The 25161-nt window shown below is 70.7% G+C and carries 24 protein-coding genes; 8 read left to right on the top strand and 16 right to left on the bottom strand.

The features are described from left to right. Positions 1-150: 150 nt before the first annotated feature. The 5 genes from rhaS to ACTIMO_RS02440 form a co-directional block, all read right to left on the bottom strand. The gene (rhaS, locus tag ACTIMO_RS02420; protein WP_055766693.1) at positions 151-1215 is read right to left on the bottom strand and encodes a rhamnose ABC transporter substrate-binding protein; all 1065 of its coding nucleotides are present in this window, start codon (positions 1213-1215) and stop codon (positions 151-153) included. Positions 1216-1276: 61 nt separating this feature from the next. Further along, positions 1277-2365 (bottom strand): ABC transporter permease, encoded by a 1089-nt coding sequence (locus ACTIMO_RS02425; protein WP_448181378.1) that lies wholly within the window; start codon positions 2363-2365, stop codon positions 1277-1279. 166 nt (positions 2366-2531) lie between these two features. Further along, positions 2532-3575 (bottom strand): ABC transporter permease, encoded by a 1044-nt coding sequence (locus ACTIMO_RS02430; protein WP_055766690.1) that lies wholly within the window; start codon positions 3573-3575, stop codon positions 2532-2534. Next, on the bottom strand, positions 3572-5062 hold the full coding sequence (locus ACTIMO_RS02435; RefSeq protein ID WP_055766687.1) for a sugar ABC transporter ATP-binding protein: 1491 nt from the start codon (positions 5060-5062) through the stop codon (positions 3572-3574). The genes ACTIMO_RS02430 and ACTIMO_RS02435 overlap by 4 nt, the downstream gene beginning before the upstream one ends. Positions 5063-5263: 201 nt before the next feature. Further along, positions 5264-6295 carry a LacI family DNA-binding transcriptional regulator gene (locus tag ACTIMO_RS02440; protein WP_422390799.1) on the bottom strand — a complete coding sequence of 344 codons (1032 nt, stop codon included), beginning with the start codon at positions 6293-6295 and terminating at the stop codon, positions 5264-5266. A 227-nt stretch (positions 6296-6522) separates the two neighbouring features. Here ACTIMO_RS02440 and rhaI point away from each other — a divergent pair, with 227 nt between their 5' ends. Genes rhaI through ACTIMO_RS02455 form a run of 3 tightly spaced genes read left to right on the top strand, consistent with a single transcriptional unit; the run spans position 6523 to position 11232 of the window. Next, positions 6523-7689: an L-rhamnose isomerase gene (gene rhaI / locus ACTIMO_RS02445; protein ID WP_422390800.1), complete on the top strand. Its 1167-nt coding sequence runs from the start codon at positions 6523-6525 to the stop codon at positions 7687-7689. Further along, complete coding sequence (locus ACTIMO_RS02450; RefSeq protein WP_422390801.1) at positions 7686-9773, top strand: bifunctional aldolase/short-chain dehydrogenase; 2088 nt, start codon at positions 7686-7688, stop codon at positions 9771-9773. Before rhaI ends, ACTIMO_RS02450 begins: the two co-directional genes overlap by 4 nt. 1 nt (position 9774) lies before the next feature. After that, complete coding sequence (locus ACTIMO_RS02455; protein WP_448181379.1) at positions 9775-11232, top strand: rhamnulokinase; 1458 nt, start codon at positions 9775-9777, stop codon at positions 11230-11232. Between the two features lie 125 nt (positions 11233-11357). Here ACTIMO_RS02455 and ACTIMO_RS02460 read toward each other — a convergent pair whose 3' ends face one another. Both ACTIMO_RS02460 and ACTIMO_RS02465 read right to left on the bottom strand, forming a co-directional pair. Next, on the bottom strand, positions 11358-11741 hold the full coding sequence (locus ACTIMO_RS02460; RefSeq protein WP_422390803.1) for a DUF2256 domain-containing protein: 384 nt from the start codon (positions 11739-11741) through the stop codon (positions 11358-11360). Positions 11742-11757: 16 nt separating this feature from the next. Then, positions 11758-12603, bottom strand: coding sequence for a DUF1206 domain-containing protein (locus ACTIMO_RS02465; RefSeq protein WP_448181380.1), 846 nt, complete (start codon positions 12601-12603; stop codon positions 11758-11760). Positions 12604-12818: 215 nt separating this feature from the next. On the opposite strand from ACTIMO_RS02465, the gene ACTIMO_RS02470 reads away from it, so the two are divergent. Next, positions 12819-14381 (top strand): diguanylate cyclase domain-containing protein, encoded by a 1563-nt coding sequence (locus ACTIMO_RS02470; protein WP_448181381.1) that lies wholly within the window; start codon positions 12819-12821, stop codon positions 14379-14381. Between the two features lie 109 nt (positions 14382-14490). On the opposite strand, the gene ACTIMO_RS02475 is transcribed toward ACTIMO_RS02470, so the two are convergent. Next, positions 14491-15255 (bottom strand): MerR family transcriptional regulator, encoded by a 765-nt coding sequence (locus ACTIMO_RS02475; RefSeq protein WP_448181382.1) that lies wholly within the window; start codon positions 15253-15255, stop codon positions 14491-14493. 178 nt (positions 15256-15433) lie between these two features. Next, positions 15434-15697 carry a hypothetical protein gene (locus ACTIMO_RS02480; RefSeq protein WP_448181383.1) on the bottom strand — a complete coding sequence of 88 codons (264 nt, stop codon included), beginning with the start codon at positions 15695-15697 and terminating at the stop codon, positions 15434-15436. Between the two features lie 158 nt (positions 15698-15855). Between ACTIMO_RS02480 and ACTIMO_RS02485 the strand changes: the two genes are divergently transcribed. Continuing rightward, complete coding sequence (locus ACTIMO_RS02485; RefSeq protein ID WP_422390807.1) at positions 15856-16272, top strand: helix-turn-helix domain-containing protein; 417 nt, start codon at positions 15856-15858, stop codon at positions 16270-16272. A 28-nt stretch (positions 16273-16300) separates the two neighbouring features. On the opposite strand, the gene ACTIMO_RS02490 is transcribed toward ACTIMO_RS02485, so the two are convergent. Beyond that, positions 16301-17530, bottom strand: coding sequence for a PucR family transcriptional regulator (locus tag ACTIMO_RS02490; protein ID WP_448181384.1), 1230 nt, complete (start codon positions 17528-17530; stop codon positions 16301-16303). A gap of 265 nt (positions 17531-17795) precedes the next feature. Here ACTIMO_RS02490 and ald point away from each other — a divergent pair, with 265 nt between their 5' ends. Continuing rightward, entirely contained in the window at positions 17796-18911 is a 1116-nt protein-coding gene (gene ald, locus ACTIMO_RS02495) for an alanine dehydrogenase (RefSeq protein WP_055766655.1), read from the top strand. 22 nt (positions 18912-18933) lie between these two features. Here ald and ACTIMO_RS02500 read toward each other — a convergent pair whose 3' ends face one another. From ACTIMO_RS02500 to ACTIMO_RS02510, 3 genes are all read right to left on the bottom strand, one after another. After that, positions 18934-20001, bottom strand: coding sequence for a Gfo/Idh/MocA family protein (locus tag ACTIMO_RS02500; protein WP_448181385.1), 1068 nt, complete (start codon positions 19999-20001; stop codon positions 18934-18936). Positions 20002-20016: 15 nt separating this feature from the next. Next, positions 20017-20844, bottom strand: a complete 828-nt coding sequence (locus ACTIMO_RS02505; protein ID WP_055766645.1) for a GAF and ANTAR domain-containing protein — start codon at positions 20842-20844, stop codon at positions 20017-20019. A 135-nt stretch (positions 20845-20979) separates the two neighbouring features. Further along, positions 20980-21573 carry a TetR/AcrR family transcriptional regulator gene (locus ACTIMO_RS02510; protein WP_055766642.1) on the bottom strand — a complete coding sequence of 198 codons (594 nt, stop codon included), beginning with the start codon at positions 21571-21573 and terminating at the stop codon, positions 20980-20982. 114 nt (positions 21574-21687) lie between these two features. On the opposite strand from ACTIMO_RS02510, the gene ACTIMO_RS02515 reads away from it, so the two are divergent. Next, a complete protein-coding gene (locus tag ACTIMO_RS02515) occupies positions 21688-22248 on the top strand; it encodes an NAD(P)H-dependent oxidoreductase (protein ID WP_055766640.1) in 561 nt (186 codons plus the stop codon). Between the two features lie 106 nt (positions 22249-22354). On the opposite strand, the gene ACTIMO_RS02520 is transcribed toward ACTIMO_RS02515, so the two are convergent. The 3 genes from ACTIMO_RS02520 to ACTIMO_RS02530 form a co-directional block, all read right to left on the bottom strand. Then, complete coding sequence (locus ACTIMO_RS02520; RefSeq protein ID WP_055766637.1) at positions 22355-22546, bottom strand: hypothetical protein; 192 nt, start codon at positions 22544-22546, stop codon at positions 22355-22357. Positions 22547-22588: 42 nt separating this feature from the next. After that, a complete protein-coding gene (locus ACTIMO_RS02525; RefSeq protein WP_448181386.1) occupies positions 22589-23557 on the bottom strand; it encodes a lantibiotic dehydratase C-terminal domain-containing protein in 969 nt (322 codons plus the stop codon). 87 nt (positions 23558-23644) lie between these two features. Then, the gene (locus ACTIMO_RS02530) at positions 23645-23785 is read right to left on the bottom strand and encodes a hypothetical protein (RefSeq protein ID WP_448181387.1); all 141 of its coding nucleotides are present in this window, start codon (positions 23783-23785) and stop codon (positions 23645-23647) included. Between the two features lie 376 nt (positions 23786-24161). Here ACTIMO_RS02530 and ACTIMO_RS02535 point away from each other — a divergent pair, with 376 nt between their 5' ends. Beyond that, positions 24162-25130, top strand: coding sequence for a helix-turn-helix transcriptional regulator (locus ACTIMO_RS02535; RefSeq protein WP_055766631.1), 969 nt, complete (start codon positions 24162-24164; stop codon positions 25128-25130). The last annotated feature ends 31 nt before the right edge of the window (positions 25131-25161 follow it).

Here is a 25161-nt window from a genome sequence, read left to right on the forward strand (position 1 = left end):
GGCTCCTCGACGGGAAGCGGAACGGCGGGCGGGGGCGCGGAAGGACAGGGGGTGCGGAAGGACAGGGGGTGCGGAACGACGAAGGGGTGCGGAAGGAAGGGGTGCGGAAGGGCGGGGCGCCGTGGTGGGCGCCCCGCCCCGCTCGTGCGGCTAGAAGTCGTAGTCGTCGATGTTCTCCGCGTTGAACTGCGTGGGCGGGCCGACCAGGACGATCCCGCCCTCGCCGATCTCACGCTCGCCGAGCTCGCCGGCCTCGAAGGTGTCGCCGGGCTCGCCGGTGATGTCGCCGTCGGCCAGTGCCTTGCCCGCGAAGGCGGCGACGTAGCCGAGCTGTGCCGGATCCCAGAGCGCGAACTCCGTCACGGTGCCGTCCTTGACGAAGGGGCGCATCTCGTTCGGCAGCCCCAGCCCTGTCAGCGCGACCTTGCCCTTGTACTCCGACGTGGAGAGGTAGCGGCCGGTGGCGGCGATCCCGACCGTGGTGGGCGAGATGATGCCCTTGAGGTCCGGGTACGCCTGCAGCAGGCCCTGCGCCTCCTGGAAGGACTTCGTGTCGTCGTCGTCGCCGTAGACCTTCGCCACGAGCTCGATACCCGCGTAGTCGGGGTTGGCGGCCAACTCCTCCTCCATGTACTTGATCCACTCGTTCTGGTTGGTGGCGTTCGCCGTGGCCGAGAGGATGGCGATCTCGCCCTCGCCGCCGATCTGCTCGGAGATGAGCTCGAGCTGGATGAGTGCCACGTCCTTCGCGTCGACCTGGCTGACGAAGACGTCGCGGTAGTCGGGGTTGGTGTCGGAGTCGAACGCCACGATCTTGGCTCCGGCGGTGCGGGCCTCCTCGAGGGCGGGGCCGACGGCGTCGGGGTCGTTCGCGGCGATCACGATCACGTTGGTGCCGCGCTGCGTCTCCGCGTTGATGAAGGAGACCTGGCTGGACGCGCTGGCATCCAGCGGCCCCACGACCTCCGAGGAGGCGAACCCGGCCTCCGATGCGCCGTCCTCCCCGCCCCCGAGCACCACGTCGGTGTAGGGGTTGTTGAGCTGCTTGGGGATGAAGGTGACGGTCTGCTCGCCGTCGGACCCGCTGCCGCCCTCGGAACCGCCGCCCTCGGACGCTGCTCCACCGCCGCAGGCGCTGAGGACCAGCGCGGTGCTCGTCGCCAGGGCAGCGAAAGCCGCCCGGCGTCGGGTGGTTCCTGAATGGATGAACCTCATTGTTTCTTCCTTTCGATGGGCGCTGGGGACCAGTCGCCGGGTGCGAACCTAGGGGGACGGCCTAGGAAAGTGGTGCGGAGCGGACACGCCGCGCATGGCGGGCCCGCCGGAGGGCGTCGGTGATGGTGGGGGCCACGACCGAGAGGATGAGGAGGGAACCGGTCACGATGATGAGGACCACCTCGGAGACGCGATCCAGTTTCAGTGCGTAGTTGATGGTGCCGATCAGCAGAACCCCGGCGAGGACCCCCGGGATGGAGCCCTTGCCGCCGAAGATGGACACGCCGCCGAGCAGCACCGCCGCGATGACCGCCAGCTCCAGGCCGCTGGCGTTGTCGCTGCGGGCACTCGAGTAGCGCAGCGTCCAGTAGATGCCCGCCAGGGCGGACACCGTCCCGGTCGCGAGGTACAGCAGGAACTTCGAGCGGGCCACGTCGATACCGACGAAGGTCGCGGCCTCCTTGCTGTAGCCGAGGGCGAAGAGCCCGCGGCCGAACGGCGTGAAGTGCAGGACGACGGCGAAGGCGAGGATCAGCAGGACGACGCCGATCATGACCGTGGGGATGCCCGTACCGCCGATCTTCGAGGTGAAGAACGCCGTGAGCGCGGGAGGGAAGTTCGCCACCGCGTTGTCGCCGATCACCACGAGCGCGAGCCCGCGGAACAGGGCGAGCGTACCGATGGTCACCGCAAGGGAGGGCAATCCCAGGTAGGCGATCAGCACCCCGTTGAAGGCCCCGGCAGCGAGACCGGCGAGGAGGCAGATCACCAGGACCAGGGCGATCGGTACGCCCGCCTGCCACAGGACACCCATCAGCGCACTGGTCAGCCCCGCGATGCTCGCCACCGAGAGATCGATCTCCCCGGAGATGATGACCAGCGTCATCGGCAGCGCGATCAGCAGCGTGGGGATCACGTCCAGGAGGAGGAACCCGACGGTCACGGGCGAGGCGAACCGGGGGATGACGAGGCACGCGTAGATCACGACGACGAGGAGCACGTAGATCATCACCGCGTCACGGCCGAGCAGCAGCCGTGCGGCGCCCGTCCGGCCCTTGGGGACGGCGAGGACCTTCGCGGTGCCGACCGTGTGCTGCACGGCACCGCCCGCAGCGACCGGCTCGGACGTCCTGGTGTCTGGGGCGGCCATGCGCCTGCCTTCCGCTGAGTCTTGCCCTGTGTGCTGCCCTGTGTGCTGCCCTGTGTGCTGCCCTGTGTGCTGCCCTGCGTCCCGGAGCCCGTCCTCCGCCGGGGCCTGCGCCCCCACGCCGCCCGGGACGGCTGCCGCCTGCGGGCCGGGCCGGCCGGCGAGGCGGTCAGACATTGCGGGCCTCGGCGATCCTGAGCTTGCGGGCGGCACGCACTCCGGCGATGCGGTCGATCACGACGGCGGCGAGGATGAGGATGCCGACGATCGCCTGCTGCCAGAACTTGTCGACGCGGAGGGCGGTCAGGGCGCTGGTGATCGTGGTCAGGAGCAGTGCACCGATCGCCGCGCCGACGACCGTGCCGCTGCCACCGAAGATCGCCACCCCTCCGACCACCGCCGCGGCGACGACGTCGAGCTCGAGTCCGGATCCCGTCGTCGCGCCCACGGAGTTGAAGCGGCTCGCGTAGAGGACGCCGGCCAGTCCGGCCAGCGCGCCGTTGACCACGAAGGCCAGCAGGACGCGGCGGGTCACGGGGATGCCGAAGAGCTTCGCGGCCTCCGGTTCCGAGCCGATGGCGTACAGGTCACGGCCGGGCCGTGTGCCGAGCATGTAGACCGCCACGATCGCGACCACGACGACGGCGATCAGCGTGATCACGGGGAACCCCAGAACGGTGTCGACGGACAGGTTGCCGAAGGCCTCGGGCCGATCGCCGGCGAAGTACTGGGTGCCCCCGGCCCAGGCGTTGTTGATGCCCCGGAAGATGTAGAGGGTCCCGAGCGTGATCACCAGGGCCGGCACCTTCGCGATGGTGATCAGGAGTCCGTTCACCGCTCCCAGGACCGCCCCGAAGGCGATCCCGATGAGGAAGACCAGGATGATCGGCAGGCCGGGCGCGGCCACGAAGACGCTGCCCGTCCCGAAGGCGACCAGGCCGAGGATGGACCCGACCGACAGGTCGATGTTCCGGGTGATGATGACGAGGGTCTGGCCGACCGCGAGGATCATGAGGATCGTCGCGTTGAGCAGCAGGTCCTTGACCCCCTGCTCGCTGAGGAACAGCGGGTTGATGGCCGCCGTGACGGCGACGAGGAGCACGAGCGCCAGGATGACGGGCAGCTCGCGGAGCCTGAGGAACGAGCCGAGGGGGGAGGACGTCGGGTGCGCGGCCGGCTGCGCGGGCGCCGCGTGTCTGCTGTCGAGGCTCATCGGGAGGACTCCAGGGCTGCGGTCGCGGCGTGCATGACGGTTTCGGAGGTGGCCTCTGAGCGGTCCAGCCGGCCGGTGATCCTGCCCTCCCGCATGACCAGCACGCGGTCGGCCATGCCGAGCACCTCGGGCAGTTCCGAGGAGATCATGAGGATCGCGATGCCCCTGCCCGCGAGTTCGGAGATGAGGCGGTGCACCTCGCTCTTGGTCCCCACGTCGATCCCGCGGGTCGGCTCGTCGATGATCAGCAGCTTCGGGTCCGTGGCGAGCCATTTGGCGAGGACCACCTTCTGCTGGTTCCCGCCGGACAGTGTCGAGACGGCGTGCTCGGGTGAACCGGACTTGACCTGGAGGCGCTTCCCCCAGGTCGCGGCGGCCTCGCGTTCCGCCTTCCCGCTGATCAGCCCGAAGCGGGCGAGCGAGTGCCGGAGCGTCAGGGCGGCGTTGCGTTCGACCGAGAGCTCCATGACCAGGCCCTGCTTGCGCCGGTCCTCCGGCACGAAGCCGATCCCGGCGTCGATCGCCGCCCTCGGGTCCTTGCCCCGGAGCGTCCGGCCGAGCATCTCCACGCTGCCGGACTCGTAGCGGTCGATGCCGAAAACCGCACGGGCCACCTCCGTGCGGCCTGCACCGACCAGTCCGGACAGCGCCACGATCTCGCCGGCACGCACCTCGAAGTCGATGTCGTGGAACACCCCGGGCCGCGTCAGGCCGCTCACCCGCAGGACGACGTCCCCCGCTTCCGTCTCGGTCTTGGGGAACAGGGCGTCGATGTCGCGGCCCACCATCTCGCGGACCACCGCCTCGACCGTCGTCGCGCCGGTCTCGTGCGTGGCGATGTAGGCGCCGTCCCGCATGACCGTGATGCGGTCGCAGAGGCCGAAGACCTCGTCGAAGCGGTGGGAGATGAACAGGATGCCACTGCCGGCGTCGCGGAGGCGCCGGGCGACGGCGAAGAGGCGCTCCACCTCGATACCGCTGAGTGCGGCCGTCGGCTCGTCCATGACGAGGATGCGCGCGTCCAGGGAGATCGCTTTGGCGATCTCGATGATCTGCTGGTCGGCGATCGAGAGACCCTCCGCCACACGGTCCGGATCGATGGGGACGCCCAGCTGCCCGAAGAGCTCCCTGGCCTGGCGGCGCATCTCACCGCGACTGATGAGTCCGAAGCGGCCCTTGGGCTGGCGGCCGATGAAGATGTTCTCCGCCACCGTGAGGTCCGGGAAGAGGGTGGGCTCCTGATAGATGACCGAGATGCCGGCCGCCTTGCTGTCGGCGACGGTCCGGAAGCTGACCTCCTGCCCGGCGACGGTGAACTCCCCTGCGTCCGGCTGGTGCACGCCGGCGAGGATCTTGACGAGCGTGGACTTGCCGGCGCCGTTCTCGCCGACGAGGGCGTGGATCTCACCCGGTGCGAGGTCGATGGTGCCGTCGGCGAGGGCGACGACCGGCCCGAAGGTCTTGAGTGCCCCCCGCAGGGTCAGCACGCTCTCCCGTCGGCCGCCGGCTGGTGCGGCCCGGTCCGCGGCGTCACTGCCACGACCATCAAAGTGCGTCAATGCAACTCCTCGAGGAAGAATGAATCGTTTCAGAGCAACGGTCCACCTCGAATAGTAGGCGTGACCCAGATCACCGTCAACAGCCCCGGATCGAGCTTCGGCTCGGGCCCGCAAACCGCCGCCGGGCGCTCAGCCCGCGGCCCGGACCGCCGCCGTCGTGCTGCCGCGCTCCACCAGTTCGGGATCGAAGATCACCTGGCGGCGCCGCGAGGACGGGCCCTCGATCTCCTCGAGGAGCAGCTCCACCGCCGTGCGCCCCATGAGTTCGGTCGGCTTGCGGACGCTCGAGAGGGGCACGACGGCGGAGGCGGAGAAGTCGATGTCGTCGTACCCGATCAGTGCCAGGTCCTCGGGGATGCGGAGGCCACGGATCAGGAGCACGGCCTGCATGACCCCGATGGCCAGGAGGTCGTTGGCGCAGAAGATCCCGTCCGGCAGACGGCCCGCCGGCCGACGGGCGATCACGCCGCCCACGTCCCGCCCGGCGAGGACCGTCATGGCGTCCGCCTCCACGACCTCGAGGACCGCGCCCTCCTGCTCGCCCACGGCCTGGCGGGCGCCGGCCAGGCGATCGGCCACCTGTCGGAAGGAGGCCTTCGTCCCCACGAACACGATGCGGCGGCGCCCCGCTTCGAGGAGGTGGCGCACGGCCATGTAGCCGCCTGCGACGTCGTCCACCGACACCGAGCTGCAGCGTCGCTGCGCATCGACGCGGTCCACCAGCACCACGGGCATGCCGCGTTTCCGGAGGGCCTCGACGCGCGGTCCGACGTCCCCCACGGGCGAGATGAGCAGGCCCTGCACGCGCTGCTGCTCGAAGACGTCGATGTAGCGGGCCTCGCGCTCGGTGTCCTGCCCACTGTCCCCCAGCACCACCGTGCTCCCGTTCTCCGCGGCGCAGTCCTCCGCGGCACGCGCGAGCGAGGAGAAGAACGGGTTGCCGACGTCGAGCACGATCAACCCGATGGTTCGGCTCTGGCCCGCACGGAGTTGCCGGGCGGCGTCGTTGCGCACGAAACCGAGGTGGTCGATCGCGGCCTGGACGCGCTCGCGCGTGGCGGACGAGACCCGCGCGGGATGATTCAGTACGTTGGACACCGTCCCCACGGCCACCCCCGCGCGGTCGGCGACGTCCTTGATGCTGACGGGTCGGCTCTCCATCGATACCTCGGGTTCCTCGGCGCTCGGACCCCGCGGGACGGTCGGCCGGCGGGACTGTTGACACTCGGTCTGCAGCAAGGATAGCTTTGAAACGTGCTAATGAAACGATTCAACGGCACGGCACTTCTGCTTCTCCTCCCGAGCCGTCCCCGGGCGTGGAAGATCCCCGAGAAATCGCTGTCCGGTCTGTGATGGAGCAGCCGGCCGCCACACGCTGGAGAGAGTACATGACTGTCATCGACGACATCACCGCGGAGCTGGACCAGCTCGCGATCGAGGTCCCGTCCTGGGCCTACGGAAACTCAGGGACGCGTTTCAGGGTCTTCGCGACCCCCGGGACGCCGCGCACGGTGCAGGAGAAGATCGCCGACGCGGGCACGGTCCACCGGCTCACGGGCCTGGCGCCCAGCGTCGCCCTGCACATCCCCTGGGACAGGGTGGACGACTACGGCGTCCTCGCCTCCTACGCGGCCGATCACGGCATGCGCCTCGGCACCATCAACAGCAACACCTTCCAGGACGACGACTACAAGTTCGGCAGCCTCACGCACAGCGACGCGGCGGTGCGGAACAAGGCGATCGACCACATGTACGAGTGCATCGAGGTCATGGACGTCACCGGCTCCCGCGACCTGAAGATCTGGCTCGCGGACGGCTCCAACTACCCCGGCCAGGCCGACATGCGCTCCCGGCAGGACTGGCTGCAGGACTCGCTGCGGAAGGTCTACGACCGGCTCGGCGAGGACCAGCGCCTGGTCCTCGAGTACAAGTTCTTCGAGCCGGCGTTCTATCACACGGACGTCCCCGACTGGGGCACCTCCTACGCCCACTGCCTGCAGCTCGGAGAGAAGGCCCTCGTCTGCCTCGATACCGGCCACCACGCTCCCGGGACCAACATCGAGTTCATCGTCGCCCAGCTCATCCGGCTCGGGAAGCTCGGCTCCTTCGACTTCAACTCGCGCTTCTATGCGGACGACGACCTGATCGTGGGAGCCGCGGACCCGTTCCAGCTGTTCCGCATCATGGCCGAGGTGGTCCGCGGCGGCGGCCTCTCGCCCGAGAGCGGGATCGCCCTCATGCTCGACCAGTGCCACAACCTGGAGGAGAAGATCCCCGGCCAGATCCGCTCCGTGCTCAACGTGCAGGAGATGACGGCGCGTGCCCTGCTGATCGACCGCGCCGCGCTGACCGCCGCGCAGGAATCCGGCGACGTGCTGGGTGCCAACGCCATCCTGATGGATGCCTTCTACACCGATGTCCGGCCCGGACTCGCGCAGTGGCGTGCGTCGAAGGGCCTTCCGGCCGACCCGATGGAGGCCTACCGCACCAGCGGCTACCAGGACCGGATCAACAGCGAGCGACAGGGCGGCCAGCAGGCCGGATGGGGAGCATGACAGTGACGACGACGACAGGACCCGCGACCGACGCCACCACGAACCCGACGGTCAATCGGACCGTGCAGGAGCTCATCGAGCGCTCCAACCGCCTGGGCTCGGACAAGCGCACCACGAACTACGCCGGCGGCAACACCTCGGCGAAAGGTGTGGGCACCGACCCCGTGACGGGCGAGGACGTCGAGCTGCTCTGGGTCAAGGGCTCCGGCGGTGACCTGGGGACGCTGAAGGAGGCCGGCCTCGCCGTCCTCCGCCTCGATCGGATGCGCGCGCTGCAGGGGGTCTATCCCGGCGTCGAGCGCGAGGACGAGATGGTGGCGGCCTTCGACTACACCCTCCACGGCAAGGGCGGTGCGGCGCCGTCCATCGACACCGCCATGCACGGCCTCGTGGATGCGGCGCACGTGGACCACCTGCACCCCGATGCGGGGATCGCGATCGCGACGTCGGCGGACGGCGAGGCCCTGACCACCGCGATCTTCGGACCGAAGGTCCTCTGGGTCCCCTGGCGCCGTCCCGGCTTCCAGCTCGGGCTCGACATCGCCGCCATCAAGGACGCCCACCCCGAGGCGATCGGCACCATCCTCGGGGGCCACGGCATCACGGCCTGGGGAGACACCTCCGCCGAGGCCGAGGCGAACTCCCTGTGGATCATCGAGACCGCCGAGCGGTACATCGCCGAGCACGGGACCCCCGAGCCCTTCGGGCCTGCCCTGGAGGGTTACGGCCCGCTGCCGGAGGACGAGCGCCGGGCCAGGGCCGCCGCCCTCGCCCCGACCATCCGCGGCCTCGCCTCCACCGACAGGGCGCAGGTCGGCCACTTCACGGATGATCCGCGGGTGCTGGAATTCCTCGCCTCCAGCGGGCACCCGCGCCTCGGCGCACTCGGCACCAGTTGCCCCGACCACTTCCTGCGCACCAAGGTCAAGCCGCTCGTCCTCGACCTCCCGGCCGACGCCGACGTCGAGAGCTGCCTGCTGCGCCTGCGTGAACTGCACACCGAGTACCGGACCGACTACGCCGCGTACTACGACCGGCACGCGACGCCGGACTCACCCGCCATGCGCGGGGCCGATCCGGCGATCGTGCTCGTCCCCGGCGTCGGCATGTTCTCCTTCGGCGCCAACAAGCAGACCGCCCGCGTCGCAGGGGAGTTCTACCTCAACGCCATCAACGTGATGCGTGGCGCCGAGGCCGTGTCCACCTACGCGCCCATCGAGGAGAGCGAGAAGTTCCGGATCGAGTACTGGTCGCTCGAGGAGGCCAAGCTCGCGCGGATGCCGAAGCCGAAGTCCCACGCCGGGCGCATCGCCCTGGTGACGGGAGCGGCGTCGGGCATCGGCAAGGCCATCGCCACCCGTCTGGCGGCCGAGGGCGCGTGCGTGGTCATCGCGGACCTGAACATCGACAGCGCGAGCAGTGTCGCCCAGGATCTCGGTGGGCCGGACGTCGCCATCGGCGTCCGGGCCGACGTCACCGACCCCGCCCAGGTGCTCCGTGCCGTGCAGGCCGCCGTGCTGGCCTTCGGCGGGCTGGACCTCGTGGTCAACAACGCCGGGCTGTCCATCTCCAAGCCGCTCCTGGAGACCACCGAGAAGGACTGGGACCTGCAGCACGACGTCATGGCGAAGGGCTCGTTCCTCATGTCGCAGGCGGCCGCGAAGGTGCTGATCGAGCAGGACATGGGCGGGGACATCATCTACATCTCCTCCAAGAACTCCGTGTTCGCGGGCCCCAACAACATCGCCTACAGCGCGACGAAGGCAGACCAGGCGCACCAGGTACGCCTCCTCGCCGCCGAACTCGGCGAGTACGGCGTGCGCGTCAACGGCATCAACCCCGACGGGGTGGTCCGTGGCTCCGGGATCTTCGCCGGCGGCTGGGGCGCCAAGCGCGCCGCGGTGTACGGCGTGGACGAGGAGAAGCTCGGCGAGTACTACGCCCAGCGCACCCTCCTCAAGCGCGAGGTGCTGCCCGAGAACGTCGCGAACGCCGTCGCCGTCCTGACCTCCGACGAGCTCTCGCACACCACCGGGTTGCACATCCCCGTTGACGCGGGCGTCGCCGCCGCCTTCCTGCGCTGACATGGGCGCCCCTCCAGCACCCGTGTTCGCTGCGGTCGACATCGGGGCCTCCTCCGGCCGCGTGATCCTCGGCAGCGTCTCCGGGGGCAGCCCCCGCCTCACGACGGTCCACCGCTTCCCCAACGGCGCGCAGTTCCTCGGCGGCGCGCTGCGGTGGGACATCGATGCCCTCTTCGCCGAGGTGGTGGTGGGGCTGCGCCTGGCGGCCTCCGCCGCAGCGGAGTCGGGTCTGCGGATCGCCGGCATCGGCATCGACACCTGGGCCGTGGACTACGGCTTGGTCGACGACGGCGGGATCCTGCGGCACCTGCCCTTCAGCTACCGCGACACGCGGACCCGGGCGACCGTCGACGTCGTCCATCGCACGCTTCCACCCGAGACCCTCTACGACCGGACCGGGCTGCAGTTCCTGCCCTTCACCACGGTCTACCAGCTCGCCGCCGAGCGGTCGCTCGACGGCGTGCAGGCCCTCCTGATCCCGGACCTGCTCGCCTACCGGCTCACCGGCGAGCGCCGCACCGAGGCGACCAACGCGTCCACCACGGGCCTGCTCGATGCGCGGACGGGTACCTGGGCCGAGGATCTCCTCGACGCGCTCGGTCTCCCCGGTGACCTGTTCCCCCCGCTCGTGGAACCCGGAGCCGTCATCGGGCAACTGCTGCCCGAGGTCGCTCGCGCCACCGGACTGCCCGAGGAGACGGCCGTCGTCGCCGTCGGCTCCCATGACACCGCCTCCGCGGTCGCCGCCGTCCCTGCCACCGGGCCGGGCTTCGCCTACATCTCCTCCGGCACCTGGTCGCTCGTGGGCGTCGAACTCGACGCGCCGATCCTCACGGCCGCGAGCCGCGCCGCGAACTTCACCAACGAGCGGGGTGTGGACGGGACCATCCGCTACCTCCGCAACACGGGCGGGCTGTGGCTCCTCCAGGAGTGCCTGCGGGAGTGGGCCGTCGAAGGGCCGGCCCCCGATCTGCCGACCCTGCTCTCGGCTGCCGCGACGCTCCCGGCGGGCGGGCCCATGATCGACGCCGAGTCCACGGATTTCCTCGCGCCGGACGGGATGCCCGGCCGCATCCGCCGTGCGGCCGGCGATCTCCCGACCCGGGAGTCGGTGGTGCGGTGCATCATGGACAGCCTCGCCGACGCCTACGCGCGCACCCTCCGGGACGCGGCACGCCTCTCAGGACACACCATCGACGTCATCCACGTGGTCGGCGGCGGATCGCAGAACGCCCTCCTCTGCCAACTGACGGCGGACCGCACGGGCCTGCCGGTCCTCGCCGGTCCCGTGGAGGCGACAGCCCTCGGGAACATCCTGGTCCAGGCGCGGGCGGCCGGCCTCCTGGAGAGCGGCCCCGGTCTCGGAAGCATCCGGCGAGCGGCGTACGCCGCGGCGGACACGGTCCGGTACGAGCCTGCACGCAGCGGGGCACGGACGACCGTGCCCCAGCAGGCCTGAGGTCCGCGGGCGAACGCCCTGACGACGTCTGTGCGGCCGGTCCGGACGATGGATAGTCCGGGCGACGGCACGTCTTGGCGTGGAGCACCGACGATGGCGGGACACCTGCCCGCAGTGCGGCGCGATCAGCGGGGTCGGCGCAGTGTGACGGGGCCCTTCGCCGTCGAGGGATCGACAACGACGCCGCGCTGCACCATCTCCGCGAGTCCGCGGGCGGCGAGCCTGCGGGCGGCGTTCCGCGCCGGCTCGTGCAGCGACGCACCATGTCCGCCGAGGGCCGCTGCGGCGTCGGCCGGGTCGACCCCCGAGCCGCGTGCTCCGGCGCCGAGCCGCCCGAGCAGCCACTCCTCCAGCGCCGTGTCGATGGCGCGGACCTTGCGGGACCGGCAGGCGTCGCTGCAGTAGGCGACGTCCTCCCAGTTCCGCTCCCACTTCTTCCGCCACTCGATGCGGCGTCCGCAGGAGCGGCAGGACCTGGGCTCGTGTGCCGGCCCTGCCGACCTCACCATTGCCGCACCACGCCCGTCACATGCGCCCGAAGACGGAGCGGATCACGGCGAACGCGCCGTAGCAGATGAGGCCCAGGGCGACGGCGGTCAGGACGTACGTACCGAGCGGGTGGTGCTGCAGGGCCTTGAGGCTGCCGTCCAGCCCCGTCGACTCCTGGGCATCGCGGACCAGGCCGGCGATCACGAACAGGGCGCCCACCAGGAGGAGCGCGAGGCCCTTGGCGACGTGCCCCACGACCCCGACCACCTCGATGATGCGGCCGTGGGCGGTGTCCTCGAAGGTCCTGAGTTCCGGGCGGAAGTTCCTGCGCACCCCCTTCACCACGAAGTGGACGCCGATGCCGAGGATGATGCCCGCGGTCAGGAACACGAGCAGCACACCGAACGCCGAGGCCAGCAGGGCCCTGGTGAAGTCGACCGTGGACTCGGAGGAGTCCGGCCCGTCGCCGAGGGCGAACCGCGCGAAGGTCGCCGCCATCGACCCGTAGATGATGACGAGCGACCCGGACGAGATGAGCTTGCCGAGGCGCTGCTTCCGCGGGAGGTGGCGTGCGCGGAGGGTTGCTTCGCTGAACTGCCAGAGCGCCAGGCCCGCGCAGCCGACGGCACAGATCCACATCAGCGCCGTCCCTGCGGGCCCTTCCGCGACCTCCTCCAGCGCACCCGTCGGTTCGGCCTCCCCGTTTCCCCCGAAGGCGATCCGCAGGGCGATCAGGCCGATCAGGATGTGCACGACCGCGAGCGCTCCGAATCCGAGCCGCGCCGCCACGTCGAGGACACGCGTGTCGGAGACGTGCTCGACGGCGTCGGCCGCGCGGCTCGCACGGCCCCGCAGGCCCGCGCTGCTGTCCGTCGTCGCCACCGTGCCCTCCCGCATCTGCCCCAGCCGTCCCTTCCGCCGGTCGGCGGGGACGCTCCGGACGTCTCCCCTCCAGCATAGGAGGAGCGGCACCCCCTTGAGGCTGTCGCTCCGAGGCGGCACACTGGTGGTGCCGGTTGCATCGGCACGCCAGCGCACACCCCGGTCTCACCCCAGCAGTACGTCGGACAGCGCTGTCTCGACCACTGGGAGTGCACATGCTGAATGAGGACGTCGTGACGGAGAGCGGCTCGCTGCGCCTCGCGCAGGAGCGGGACCTCATCGTGGGGCTGGAGGCGGTGGAGATTAGCACCGACCTGCCGCAGGCGATGATCGACGCGGCCGCGATCAAGGCGGCCGCGGAGGAGTTCGGCCGCACCGACGTCGCCCTGTGGGCCGAGGTCACCGCACTCGACGCCCTGACCCGGACCGAGGGCGCGCGCGACGCCCGGGCTCGGGGTGCGCGCATCCTCGGCTGGGCGACCGAGCAGGGCGACACCCGGCTCGCCAGCCGCTGTCATGCCCTCCTCGCGATGACGGACCTCATGGCTGGCCTCTCGGGCGCCGGCGCCGAGCACGCCACGATCGCCGTAACGCTGCTCGACGGGACCGAGCTGCCACGCCTCCGCGCGAAGCTGCTCACCCGCCAGGCGGTCGGCCTGTTCGCCGCGGGCCTGCCGCAGCACGGCTTCGACGTGACCCGGCGAGCCCTGGTGCTCGCGGAGCGGCTGGCCGACCACGAGCTGAAGGCCCAGCTCGCCTCCAACGCGTTCCACGCCGCCATGGACGAGGCGCTGCCGGAAGAGGCATCCCTGTGGACCGAGATCCTCGACGAGGTGGTCGCCGCCGCACCGCACCTCGAGAGCGAGTTCAGCGATGTCCTCATCCGCGGTCACCTCGCGGCCGGCCGGCCGGAGGACGCGTCGGTGGTGCTCGAGCGGTACGGCATGGACGTCACCCCGGGATCGCAGCCTGAGCTCCGCGCGAGCCGGAGGCTCCTCCTCGCGCAGATCCACCACGGGCTCGGGGAGCTGGACCTCGCTGTCCGCGCCCTCGACGAGGCAGAGGCCCTCACGACCCTGCACGAGCTCGAGGAGATCGCGGCGTCCGTCCTCGAGGAACGCGCCGCCGTCGCGGCGACCCAGGGTGACTTCACACTCGCCTACGAACTCCACCGTGCGTTCCACAGCGCCTCCCGGACCCGCTGGCTCGAGGCCCGGCGCTCCCAGGTGGACCACCTGTTCGCGGCCCAGAACCTCACCGAGGCGATCGTCAGGGCGGAACAGGCAGAAGCCGCCGTCGCCGTCGATCCCCTCACCAAGGTGCGCAACCGGCGCTGGGTCGAGGACTCCCTGTCCGACGTCGTGCGGTCATGGCAGACCGGCGGCGCCTGGACCGGGTCCCTGGCCATCGTGGACCTCGACCACTTCAAACAGGTCAACGACCGCTTCGGCCACGCTGCCGGGGACGACGTCCTCGTGTCGGTCGCCGAGTGCCTGCAGGAATGCCACGGCGTCCGGGACGTCGCGCGCATCGGCGGCGAGGAGTTCCTGCTGGTCCTCAAGCAGCACGCGGACCCGCAGGATGTGGCGGACGCCGTCCTGTCCGCTGTCCGCCATCTGCGATGGCCCCACATCCACCGCGGGCTCCACCTCACCGCGAGCCTCGGCTTCGCGGGGTGCGTACCGGGCACGACGTCGTCCGCCCTCCTCCGGGAAGCGGACCTCAACCTCTACCGTGCCAAGCGCACGGGACGGGACCGGGCCGTCGGACCCTGGTAGCCACCCCTGGATCCACAGAGGATGCACGCCGTGCAGGGCCGGCCGGGTACGGGCCGCACGGGCCGATCGGGCGGTCCGGCCGGGCGGGTGCGGACCGTGCGGGCCGGTCTCAGGGCCGGCGTGCCAGCCATGCCTCCAGCGACGCCCGGACGAACTCGGCGCCGCCCGGTCCGCCGTAGTTCGCGGCGAAGCGCGGGTCGGCGACGTACATCTCGCCGAGCCCGAGGAGATAGTCGGAGGACAACCGGCCCTCGTCATCGCGGGGGACGCCCGGCACGGTCGAGAGCCAGGCGATGTGCCGGTCGGCCAGCCGGCCGGCCTCCGCGCTGCCGGCCGACACCCCCGTCGACGCGGCGGCCGTCCAGGCGGCGTTGAGGTCCGCCACCTCGTCCTGGAAGGCGCGCCGTTCCTCCTCGCTCCTGCCCCGCCACCAGGAGTCGCCCTGCGCGTAGGCGTCCTCGCCCCATCGCTCCGTCACCTCCCGTTCGTGGCGGGTGTGGTCGAATCCGTCGAACATGGTCTCGGGCATCGGTTCTTCTCCTCGTTCGAGGGCCTCCACCGTGGTGAGGACCGCGTTGATCTGCTGGTCGAGCCGGCGCTGCTCGCTGCGGAGATGATCGAGGTGTGCGCGCAGGGCCGATGCCGGACTGCCGCCCGATTCGTCGTCGACGATGGTGCGGATCGCCGGCAGGGACAGCCCCAGGGTGCGCAGCAGCAGGATGCGCTGGAGCCGCAACAGGGCAGCGGAGTCGTAGTACCGGTACCCGTTCGCCCCGATGCGTGTCGCCTCGAGCAGGCCCACCTCGCCGTAGTGGCGCAGCGTCCTGCTGGTGGTGCCCGCCAGCCGCGCGACGACCGTGATGGGGTAGTCCATGCCGCTCCTTCCTCGTACCTCCGGCGCTCAGGGGCACCGGTGGGTACAACGGTAGGAGTTGACGCAGAGGCAGGGTCAAATAAGGCGTGTCGGCCACGGCGCGCAGATAGTGGACAGGAGCCGTGGGTCTCCGGTCGGGCCGGTCAGCCCGACCGGACAGCGGTGCACTGCGGAAGCGTCAGCTGTACCAGAACCACTGGGGCGGGCGCCACGACGTCGGCACCGTATGGGCGTTGAAAGTACCGCACTCTGAGCAGCTGTAGCTGGCACTCGCCGGAAGCAGGTCCGTGGAGTGGTCGGCCTGCCGAGCCGGGACGAACTCCTCGAAGATCAGGTAGTCGTCGGTGTGGCACCGGGGGCAGGAGGGTGATTCGCCCGTGTCGAGGAGATGAGAGGTGGGGCCGCTGGTGCGCAGGCTCCGCCCGTGATCGATGATTGTCATGAGATTCACCTTTTTCGTCTTGCCTCCGGCACTGGAAACAAGTAGTAAGGGTACTTATACCTAGAATATAGACTCCCGCTCCGCCGTGCGGAAGCAGGGATTTCTCGGCGCCGGGGCGGGGTCCGGATGCCGCGACGCCGGCTGGCACAATGGGCTCCATGACTTCCAGGGCCCCGAGATCGTCACCAGCCCTCCCGCCGGAACTGGCGGGTCCGCTCCGCCGGGCCCTCGACTCCAGCCGCGACGTCACCGTCTTCGTGGACGGCACGGCGCACCGCCTTCCCGCGGAGGCCCAGGCCGCCGTCGTCGACCTCCTCGCCCGCCTGTCCGACGGCGATGCCGTGCAGGTGACGTCGGTCGCCGAGTTGCTCACCACGTCGCAGGCGGCGGAGCTCGCCGGGATCTCGCACAGCTACCTCCGGAAGCTCACGGATGCGGGAACCCTCCCGGTCGAGTACCGGGGCTCGCACCGGCGCCTCCGCAGGGCGGACGTCGAGGAGTGGCTCCGTGGCCAGCTCGAGCGCAGGGATCCGGCCGGGGCACCGCACGGGGCGGACGCGGCCGGGTCCCGCTGACGGCCCGGATCAGCTCGGTGGGACGCGGTCAGTCGCGCTCGAAACGGGGCCGTGACCGCCAGCGCTGGGCCTTGAGGGCCAGGTGCAGTTCGAGGCGCACCAGCCCCGCCAGCGGATCGACGCCGATGATGGAACGAATGCGCGCCAGCCTGTTGTAGACACTGCTGCGGTGGAGATGGAGCTGGGCTGCGACGTCCTGCACCGACCCGTTCTTGTCGTAGAGCAGTTCGAGGACCGGAAGGAGTTCCTCCACACGGTCGGCCTCGCTCAGCTCCGCGAAGTGGACGCTGCCCGGCGCGGGAGCCTGCCAGCCGGCGGCGCCGAGGAACTGGTAGGCCCCGATGTCCGCATAGGCGCAGGTCTCGCCGAGCTGCGGATCCACTGCGGCGGCCTGGACGGCATGCTGCGCCTCCAGCATGGCCTCCATCAGGTCCCGTGGATCGGCCGCGGTCTCGCTCAACCCGAGGATGAAGCGGCCGGCCGACCGGCCTGCGCGCTTCTCCACCTCGCGGGTGTACCTGTCCAGCACCTGCGCCAGCGCCGTGCGGCCCACGTCCGCCGCGCACAGGAGGACCGAGACGTCCGAGGACCCGGCGCTGAACAGGACGGGTGCGACGCCGACCGTCGCCTGCAGCGCGAGGGTGCGCTGCAGCAGCGCGGCCTCGTTCGGGTCGCCCCCCTCCCTCGGTGCGGTCGGATGGGGGACCTCGTACACCATGGCGATGCGCCAGGGGCCGTGGCCACCGAGCTCCCGCCAGCCCCGCAGCTCCTCGACGGCGGTGGCGACGCCGCGGCAGGCCGCCAGGAACGTCCCTTCACGCCGGGTCCGGCGCTCGGAGGATGCCGTGTCGGTCTCGAGGAGCAGTTCGGCCAGCCGGTCGATGGTCGGCCGGACGGCCGGGAGCGCAGCCAGGATCCCGGCGGCGGGGTCATCGCTCGACTGCTGCTGCACCCACAGGTAGCCGACCCGGAAGCCCCGAACGAGGAGGGGAACGCAGACACGTCCGAGCATCCCGAGACCCTCGTTCGCCGGAACGGCGACGGCGCGCACGGCCTGGGTGATGCCGTGCCGCTGCTGCCACTCGCTGACGTCGGCGGGGACCCGCTTGCTGAGGAGGAAGTTGACGCGGACGCGGTCGGCCGAGGTCTGGTGGCTGCTGTAGGCGAGGAGCACGCCGTCGGGATCCTCGAGCGAGAGCCCGCGTCCGAGGCGCTGCGCGATGGACTCGACGACGTCCTCGATGGCCTGGTTCTGCACAGACCAACAGTAGGGCGACCGGTCGTCGCGGGCGACATCTGCCGCGCCCGGACTCGACATCTGTCGATGGCGGCATCGACGTCGCCGTGCTAGTGGTGCGCGTCACAGAGCCACGGTTCCGCGGCGGGGCGCTGTTCCGCCCCGCCGGGCGGGCCGGCCGGCGATGCTCCACGGTGACGTTGATCCGGGACCCCCGATCGGGCCGCCCGGCACGGGCCTATCGTGGAGTCACCCCGTCCGCCCCGATCGCAGCCTGGAGAATCCCATGATCATCGGCGTCCCCAAAGAAGTGAAGAACAACGAGTTCCGGGTGGCGATCACCGCGTCCGGCGTCCATGAGTTCCGCGCCCACGGACACACCGTCCTGGTCGAGCGCGGTGCCGGGACCGGATCCAGCATCACCGATGCAGAGTACGAGGCGGCGGGAGCCGAACTCGTGGACGAGGCCGACGACGTGTGGGCCCGCGCGGACATGGTCATGAAGGTGAAGGAACCGGTCGCGGCGGAGTACCACCGCTTCCGCGAAGGGCTCATCCTGTTCACGTACCTCCACCTGGCTGCCGAGCCGGAGCTGACCCGTGCCCTGCTCGACGCCGGCGTCACCGCCATCGCCTACGAGACGGTGCAGGACGGCCGCTCGCTCCCCCTCCTCGCTCCCATGTCCGAGGTCGCCGGCCGCCTGTCCGTCCAGGTCGGCGCGCAGGTGATGACGGCGCCCGCCGGCGGCCCGGGCCTGCTGCTCGGCGGGGTGGCAGGAGTGCGCCCCGCCAAGGTGGTGGTTCTCGGCGCGGGCGTCGCGGGGACCAATGCGACGGCGATGGCGGTCGGGACGGGTGCGGAGGTCACCATCCTCGACATCGACATCGCCCGGCTGCGCGAGATCGACGCGCTCTACGCGGGCCGCGTCAAGACCGTCGCCTCCAACTCGCTGGAGATCGAGACCTCCGTCCTCGAGGCGGACCTCGTGATCGGCTCCGTCCTCATCCCGGGCGCGCGCGCCCCGAAGCTCGTCACGAATGCCCTCGTCGCGCGGATGAAGCCCGGCAGCGTCCTCGTCGACATCGCCGTGGACCAGGGCGGGTGCTTCGAGGATTCGCGCGTCACCACCCACGAGGACCCGACCTTCCGGGTCCACGGGTCCCTCTTCTACTGCGTGGGCAACATGCCCGGCGCCGTCCCGAACACCTCGACCTACGCGCTGACGAATGTGACCCTTCGCTACGCCGTCGCCCTCGCGGACAAGGGCGTGCAGGGAGCCTTCGCCGCCGATCCGGCGCTGGCCCGCGGACTCAACGTCGCCGCGGGCCGGGTGGCACACCACTCCGTGTCGGCGGCGCACGGCCTCGAGCTCGCCGAGGACTGGGCCGCGCTGGTCGGGTGACCCCTGTCCGCCGGCCGCGCGCTCAGCGCGGGCCGCGCCGGACGGGGAACGCCGCGTGGACCCGCTCGATGAGCCGGACGACGGCGAGGGCCTCCTCCACCGATACGGGAGGGGGTCCCTCCCCGTCGATCGCCGCGGCGAGGCCGGCGTAGAACGCCGGGTAGTCGCCCGGTCCCACGGGGAAGGGCTCCGCGGTCCCGCCCGCGCCGAGCACACCGCGGCTCGCGCCCGGCAGGCCGGCAGCGGCTGCGGCGACTCCGGCCGGAGGGACACCCCGGTCCAGCAGCGCCTCCTGCGGGTCCGTCCCGGTGATGACGAGCGAACCGGCGCTGCCGGTCACGCGGAACCGTGGGCGGGCCAGCGGCTCGAGCGTGCCGGCGCGCACATGGCTCGTCACGCCCGACGCGTGCTCGATGACGACGAACGCCGTGTCCTCCGCGGAGGTGTCCTCCCGGTTCCGGTGCAGCTGCGCGAAGACGGCCTCCCCCGGGCCGAAGAGCACCAGCGCCTGGTCGATCAGGTGGGTCCCGAGGTCGTGGAGGACGCCGCCGCCCGCAGCGGGCGCCGCCTCGCGCTTCCAGGCCTTGCCGACGGTCGGCTTCCAGGACTCGATAGCGGACTCGACGCTCCGCACGGACCCGAGCCTGCCGGCGTCCACCGCTGCCCGCACGGCCAGGACGTCACCGTCCCAGCGGCGGTTGTGGAAGGGGACGAGGAGCCGGCCGGCCTGCAGGGCGGCGTGGCGCAGCCGTTCGCCCTGCTCGGCGTCGACGACGAGCGGCTTGTCGACCACCACGTGCAGGCCGGCCGCCAGGGCCGCGGTGGCCAGCGGACCGTGCGTCGCGTTGGGCGTCGTGATCACCGCGAGTTCGAGGGCCGGCACCGCGCGGAGTGCGTCGCCGAGGGTGCCGACGACGACGGCATCCGGATGTTCCGTCCGTGCCGCGTCCTGCCGGGCCTCGCTGCGCGTGACCACGGCGGCGACATCGAAGCGCGGGTCATGCCGGAGCAGCGGGGCGTGGAAGACGCGGCCGCCGTGGCCGAAGCCGACCAGGACCGTGCTGATCGGACGGTCGGGAGATGCTGACACGGGCGCGCGGAAGGATCAGGACGGGTCGAAGTGCGCGCGGGGCACGGAGCCGTTGAGGCCGGCGACCATCCCCGCCGCCAGGACGCGCAGCTTGACGTTGCGGGAGTTCGACGCCCGGCGGAGCTTGTCGAACGCGTCCTTCTGCGAGCAGTTGTCCTGCCCCATGATGATGCCGACGGCGAGATCGATCTCGGTACGGGTCTGGAGGACTGCGTGCAGGTCCTCCGCGGTCGCCGTGTGCTGCGCCACCCTCACCGCAAGCTTGAGTGCCTGCGACGCCTGGACGGTGAAGGCCCGTGCCACCCGGCGGTACTCGTCGCTGAAGACCGAGCTGTCCTCTGCGTACAGGTTCAGGGCCGCGCGGGCGGACCCCTCGAGGTCCAGGGGGAGGCAGAACATGGCGCCGACGTCGTTGCGGGCGATGTGCCGCATGAAGTCCGGCCAGCGGTCCTCGGAGACGACATCGGCGATGAAGACCTCGTCGTGGACGCGGAGGGCGTGCAGGCACGGGCCGTCGTTATGGTCGTACTGCACCTCGTCCATCGCACGGGCCTTCTCGCCACTGCTCGCGACGGTGAGCTGCTCGCTCGGAGACCGCTGCAGGGTGATCCCGCAGTAGGTGTCCCCCTGCGTCCCCAGCGTCTCGGCCGTGAAGTCCGCGAGCTCCTGGAGGAAGGACCGGACGTCCGGATGGTCGACGAGCAGGTCCTGGAGTCGCGCGGCGGCCTCCGCGGGCGGCAGGACCTCCACCTCGTCGGCGACCATGTGGAGGATGCGCGAGGACGGGTCGTCGCCGGCGGATGTCGCCCGGGCATCGGCCTGCGCCTCGGGTAGCTCCTCCATACCGACTCCAACCTCGACTCGCCCGCCGGCAGGCTGCCGGCGCTTTTTCCACAGTGTACAAGGGGTCGGCGATCACCCCGGACCGACATCGGACCGCCTACCGGGGCCCTGAGCGGCGGAGCCGGCGGCGCGCCGTCAGGCGGCGAGAGCAGTGACGAGGGCGGCCCACGAGGCGGTCAGCCGCTCTCCGGACATCCCCCGATCGTCCTGCAGGTGGAGCAGCAGACCGGCGTTGAGGACGGCGGCCAGGTGGTAGGCGCCCACCTCGGGATCGGATACCCCGATCCCCCGCAGCAGCATCGCGAGGTGCAGGCGGACCAACCGCTGCGTCGGGTGCTCGAGATCGGGTCCGCCCTGCTGTTCCGTGGCCCGGAGGATCTGTCCGTCCAGGCGCATCCTGGCGATGCTCGCCTCTCCGAAGGCGATGAGCCGCTCCAGCGGCGGGGCGCCCGGGCCGAGCGGCGGCGGACCGCTCATGAAGGCCTGCTGGAATTCCCGTCCGGCCTCGTCGGCGAGTGCGTGCATGAGACCCGCCCGGCTTCCGAACCGGCGGAAGACGGTTCCCTTGCCCACCCCCGCCCTGCGCGCCACCGCATCGGTGGTCAGCCGTTCCGCACCGCAGGTCGCCACGATCTCGGCCGCGGCGTCGAGCAGGAGCCGGCGGTTCCGCGCCGCATCCATGCGTTCTCCGTCGTCGCCGGTGACCCGGAGCAAGCCCTCCCCCTGCATGGGGCAAGCATAGACCCGGAATAAAACGGACCGTGGTCCGCTTGACCCTGAGCAGACGCGGTTCGATACGTCCGCACCAGCCCCGGCCGCGAGGTCACTAGCAACGGAGATTTCATGACCACCACGATCCTGACACTCGTCGGCAGCCTCCGCGAAGGCTCCATCAACCGCCAGCTCGCAGAGGCCGCGAAGGAGCACGCGCCCGACGCCGTGACCGTGGTGACGTTCGATCGCCTGAGTGAGGTCCCGTTCTACAACGAGGACATCGACAACGACGCCGACCGCCCGAAGTCGGCCGACGACCTCCGCGCCGCGGCCGCCGACGCGGATGCCCTCCTCCTCGTCTCGCCCGAGTACAACGGCACCATGCCCGCCGTCCTGAAGAACGCGATCGACTGGCTGTCCCGCCCCTACGGCGCCGGCGCCATCTCGAGCAAGCCGGCCGCCGTCATCGGGTCCGCCTTCGGCCAGTACGGCGGAGTCTGGGCCCACGACGAGGCCCGCCGCGCCCTCGGCGTCGCCGGAGCGTCGGTCGTGGACGACACCAAGCTGTCCATCGGCGGATCGATCACCCGCTTCGCCGAGGTCCACCCGAAGGACGACGCCGAGGTCGCCGGCCAGGTGTCGGACGTCCTCTCGGCCCTGGCGGGAGCTGCGTCACCCGTCGCAGCCTGAGGCTCCTACCCTCGGCCGGGCATACCCGGATCGGAACACGACGACGCCGGCGCAGGGATGCGCCGGCGTCGTCGTGCGTGCACCGGAGCGTTCCGGTGACCGGGTGTCAGTGCCAGAGGCTGTCCGCCCAGGCCGCGTCCCTGAGGTAGTCCCGCGCAGGTCCGATCTCCCACAGCTGACCCTGCGATTCGAGCACGCCGTCGTTCTGCATGGACTGGACCGCCTCGGAGGAGCAGCCGAGCGCCTCGGAGAGATCGTCCTGGTCCATGGCGAGCACGATGGTGTTCCTGGCATTCATGGTGCAGTCCTTCGCTCGATGGGTCCTGGGCGGCCGTGACCGTCAGGGCTGTCGCGGTGCAATGAGGTCCACCTGCGGCTTCCAGCTCCGCGCGTAGAGACCGAGGGCGGCCTCCTCGCGGGGGACGAATCCGAGGCGGTTGAGCGTCATGTGCGCCTGGTAGACCGTGAGGTGCTGGGCGCTGCGGCTGACCCGCACCTTGTCGGCGCGGTAGAGGTAGGTGTCGAGCGCCCGGTACCAGCGCCGTCGCCAGTTGTGCACCGCGGACTCGGATGCCGTCGCCGCCATCAGGGCATGGAAGCCGGTCGCCTTCGAGGAAACCTGCGCCGCCATGGCGTCGCGGACTGCCGGAGCGCGCGGCCCGACGTCGGCGGTGCAGGTCCGCAGGTGGCTGTCCCAGTAGAAGTCCCAGGTCAGGCGGCGGCGATCCTGCCAGCCGGCCGAGCGCGGCCCTCGCATCATGCTCTGGGCGGCGTCGAACAGGACCAGGGCGCCGAGCGCCGAACGGCTCTGCATGCGGGGGAATCGCTGGTTGCCCCAGATCGCCAGCTCGGAGCTGAGTTCGAAGACCTCCTCGGCCAGGTGGAGTCCCTCCACACCGCCGTACTTCACGAGGTTCGCCTCGAGCTGGGGGTCGGCCACCTCCTGGCCGCCCGAGTAGTAGGTGTTGCTCGCGGGAGCCGTGTAGTGCTGCCGGACCGCCAGCAGCGGCAGGGCCCGCGCACTGCGGGCCTGGAGCGCCCGCTGGAAGGTGCGGAGCCTCTCGAGGACCCGGGGGTGCGCGTGGATGCTGAGCCTGATCTGGCTGACCACTCCGGTGGATGCGTCCTCGCACCGCGTGAAGTACCAGCGTTTGGCGCCGAGCGCCTGCGCCTGCGCCACCAGCGGGGTGACCAGCTCTTCGATGATGCCGTCCGCTACATCGAAGCCACCCGTCGAGAGGGAGAGATGCCACCACTGAGTGCTGACGACCGTCCGTGAGGCGGTTCGCACGGCTGTCAGCTGACTCATGGCTCTCTCCTTCAGGGTCTGTGATCACCCCCGCTGGGGCGGGCTATGGGAGCGGCGCCCGGGCTCTAGTCCGGCGCCGCCGTGTTCCTACTTGGGCCAGTCCCAGCTGCTGGCCGAGACCGAGGCCTTGGGCCAGTCCCAGCTTGCCGCGCTGACGGTCTGACCTGCCGGCACAACGGCTCCGACCAGGATCATCAGGCCTGCAGTTGCGCCGAGTACCTTCTTCATGGCGATCCTTCCTTGCCCGTTCCCCGGGAGGTCGAACTGGTCCGCACTGCGGATGCGCAGTGCCCGTATCCATCGGCATCCCGGTCAGGACCCCGGTGAACCGGCTCCATCAGAATGTCGGTGCGCAGAGGGTAGTGTCCAGCAGTACGGGTGGCCGTTTGCGGACATGACGCCAACCGGACGCCGAGCGGATGCGGACACCACGCCCAGGCGTGCTCACAGGGATCGCGGGGACGGCGGATCCGCGGAACGACGCGGATTCGCGGCTCGGACGGGGCCGGTGGATTGCCAGCCCGACAGATGTGTCATTAACTGGACATGTCATGTTTTTCGCACCGTGCTGAATGCTCATGACCGGGGACGACAGGGAGGGTTCATGCTGGATGCCACGGCGCTGGAGGTCTATCGCTATGCGGTGGGTCATCCCGGCTGGACCCGTGCCGAGGTGTCGGAGCAGCTGGGCCTGACACTGCGCCGGATCGACGAGGCCATCGGCGAGCTGTCCCGGCGCCGGCTGCTCAGCCCTCAGGCTGGCAGCGACGACGGCCTCGTCGCGGTGTCCCCCGATGTCGCCCTCGCCGATCTGGTCGACGCCGACGAGCGCACCCTGCAGGACCTGAAGGCACGCATCAGCAGCCAGCGGCGCGAACTCTCGAGCCTCCTCCCCACCTTCCTCGATGCGCGCAAGCACGTCCTCGCGAGCACCTCGGTGGAGACACTCGAGGACCCGCACCTCATCCACCGCGTGCTCATCGACTACGGCCGGGATGTCACGGAGAAGGTCTACATCGCGCAGCCGGGACAGGGCTCGACGGCGGACGTCCACGAGGAGAGCGTGCGGAAGGACCTCGAACTCCTGGAGAAGGGCGTACGCCGCCGCACCCTGTACGACACGAGCACGAGGGACCACGTCCCGACACGGAAGGCTGTCGAGGCCATCGCCGCCGGCGGGGGCGAGTTCGGAGTCCTCCCGTTCATCCCGCTGCGCATGCTGATCTTCGACGAGAAGCTGGCGCTGGTGGGCCGTCAGCTGACGCGCGACGACAAGGCGGCGCTGGTGATCCGGGACCACAGCCTCATCAACATCTTCACGCAGCTGTTCGAGATCGCCTGGGAGATCAGCCAGGCGTTCCTGGCACCCGAGGAGGTGGAGTCCCCGCTCAGCAGCCTGCAGCGCTCGATCATCCAGGGACTCGCCAGCGGACTCTCCGACGAGTCGATCGCACGGCGGCTGGACATCAACGTCCGGACGTGCAGGCGGCACATCGCCTGGATGCTCGAGACCCTGCGCGCGGACAGCCGTTTCCAGGCCGCCCTGAAGGCCCGCGACGCCGGCTGGATCTGACAGCCTACGCTCCGCTGGTCAACACCTGTTG

This window comes from Arthrobacter sp. CP30 (genome assembly GCF_053470025.1).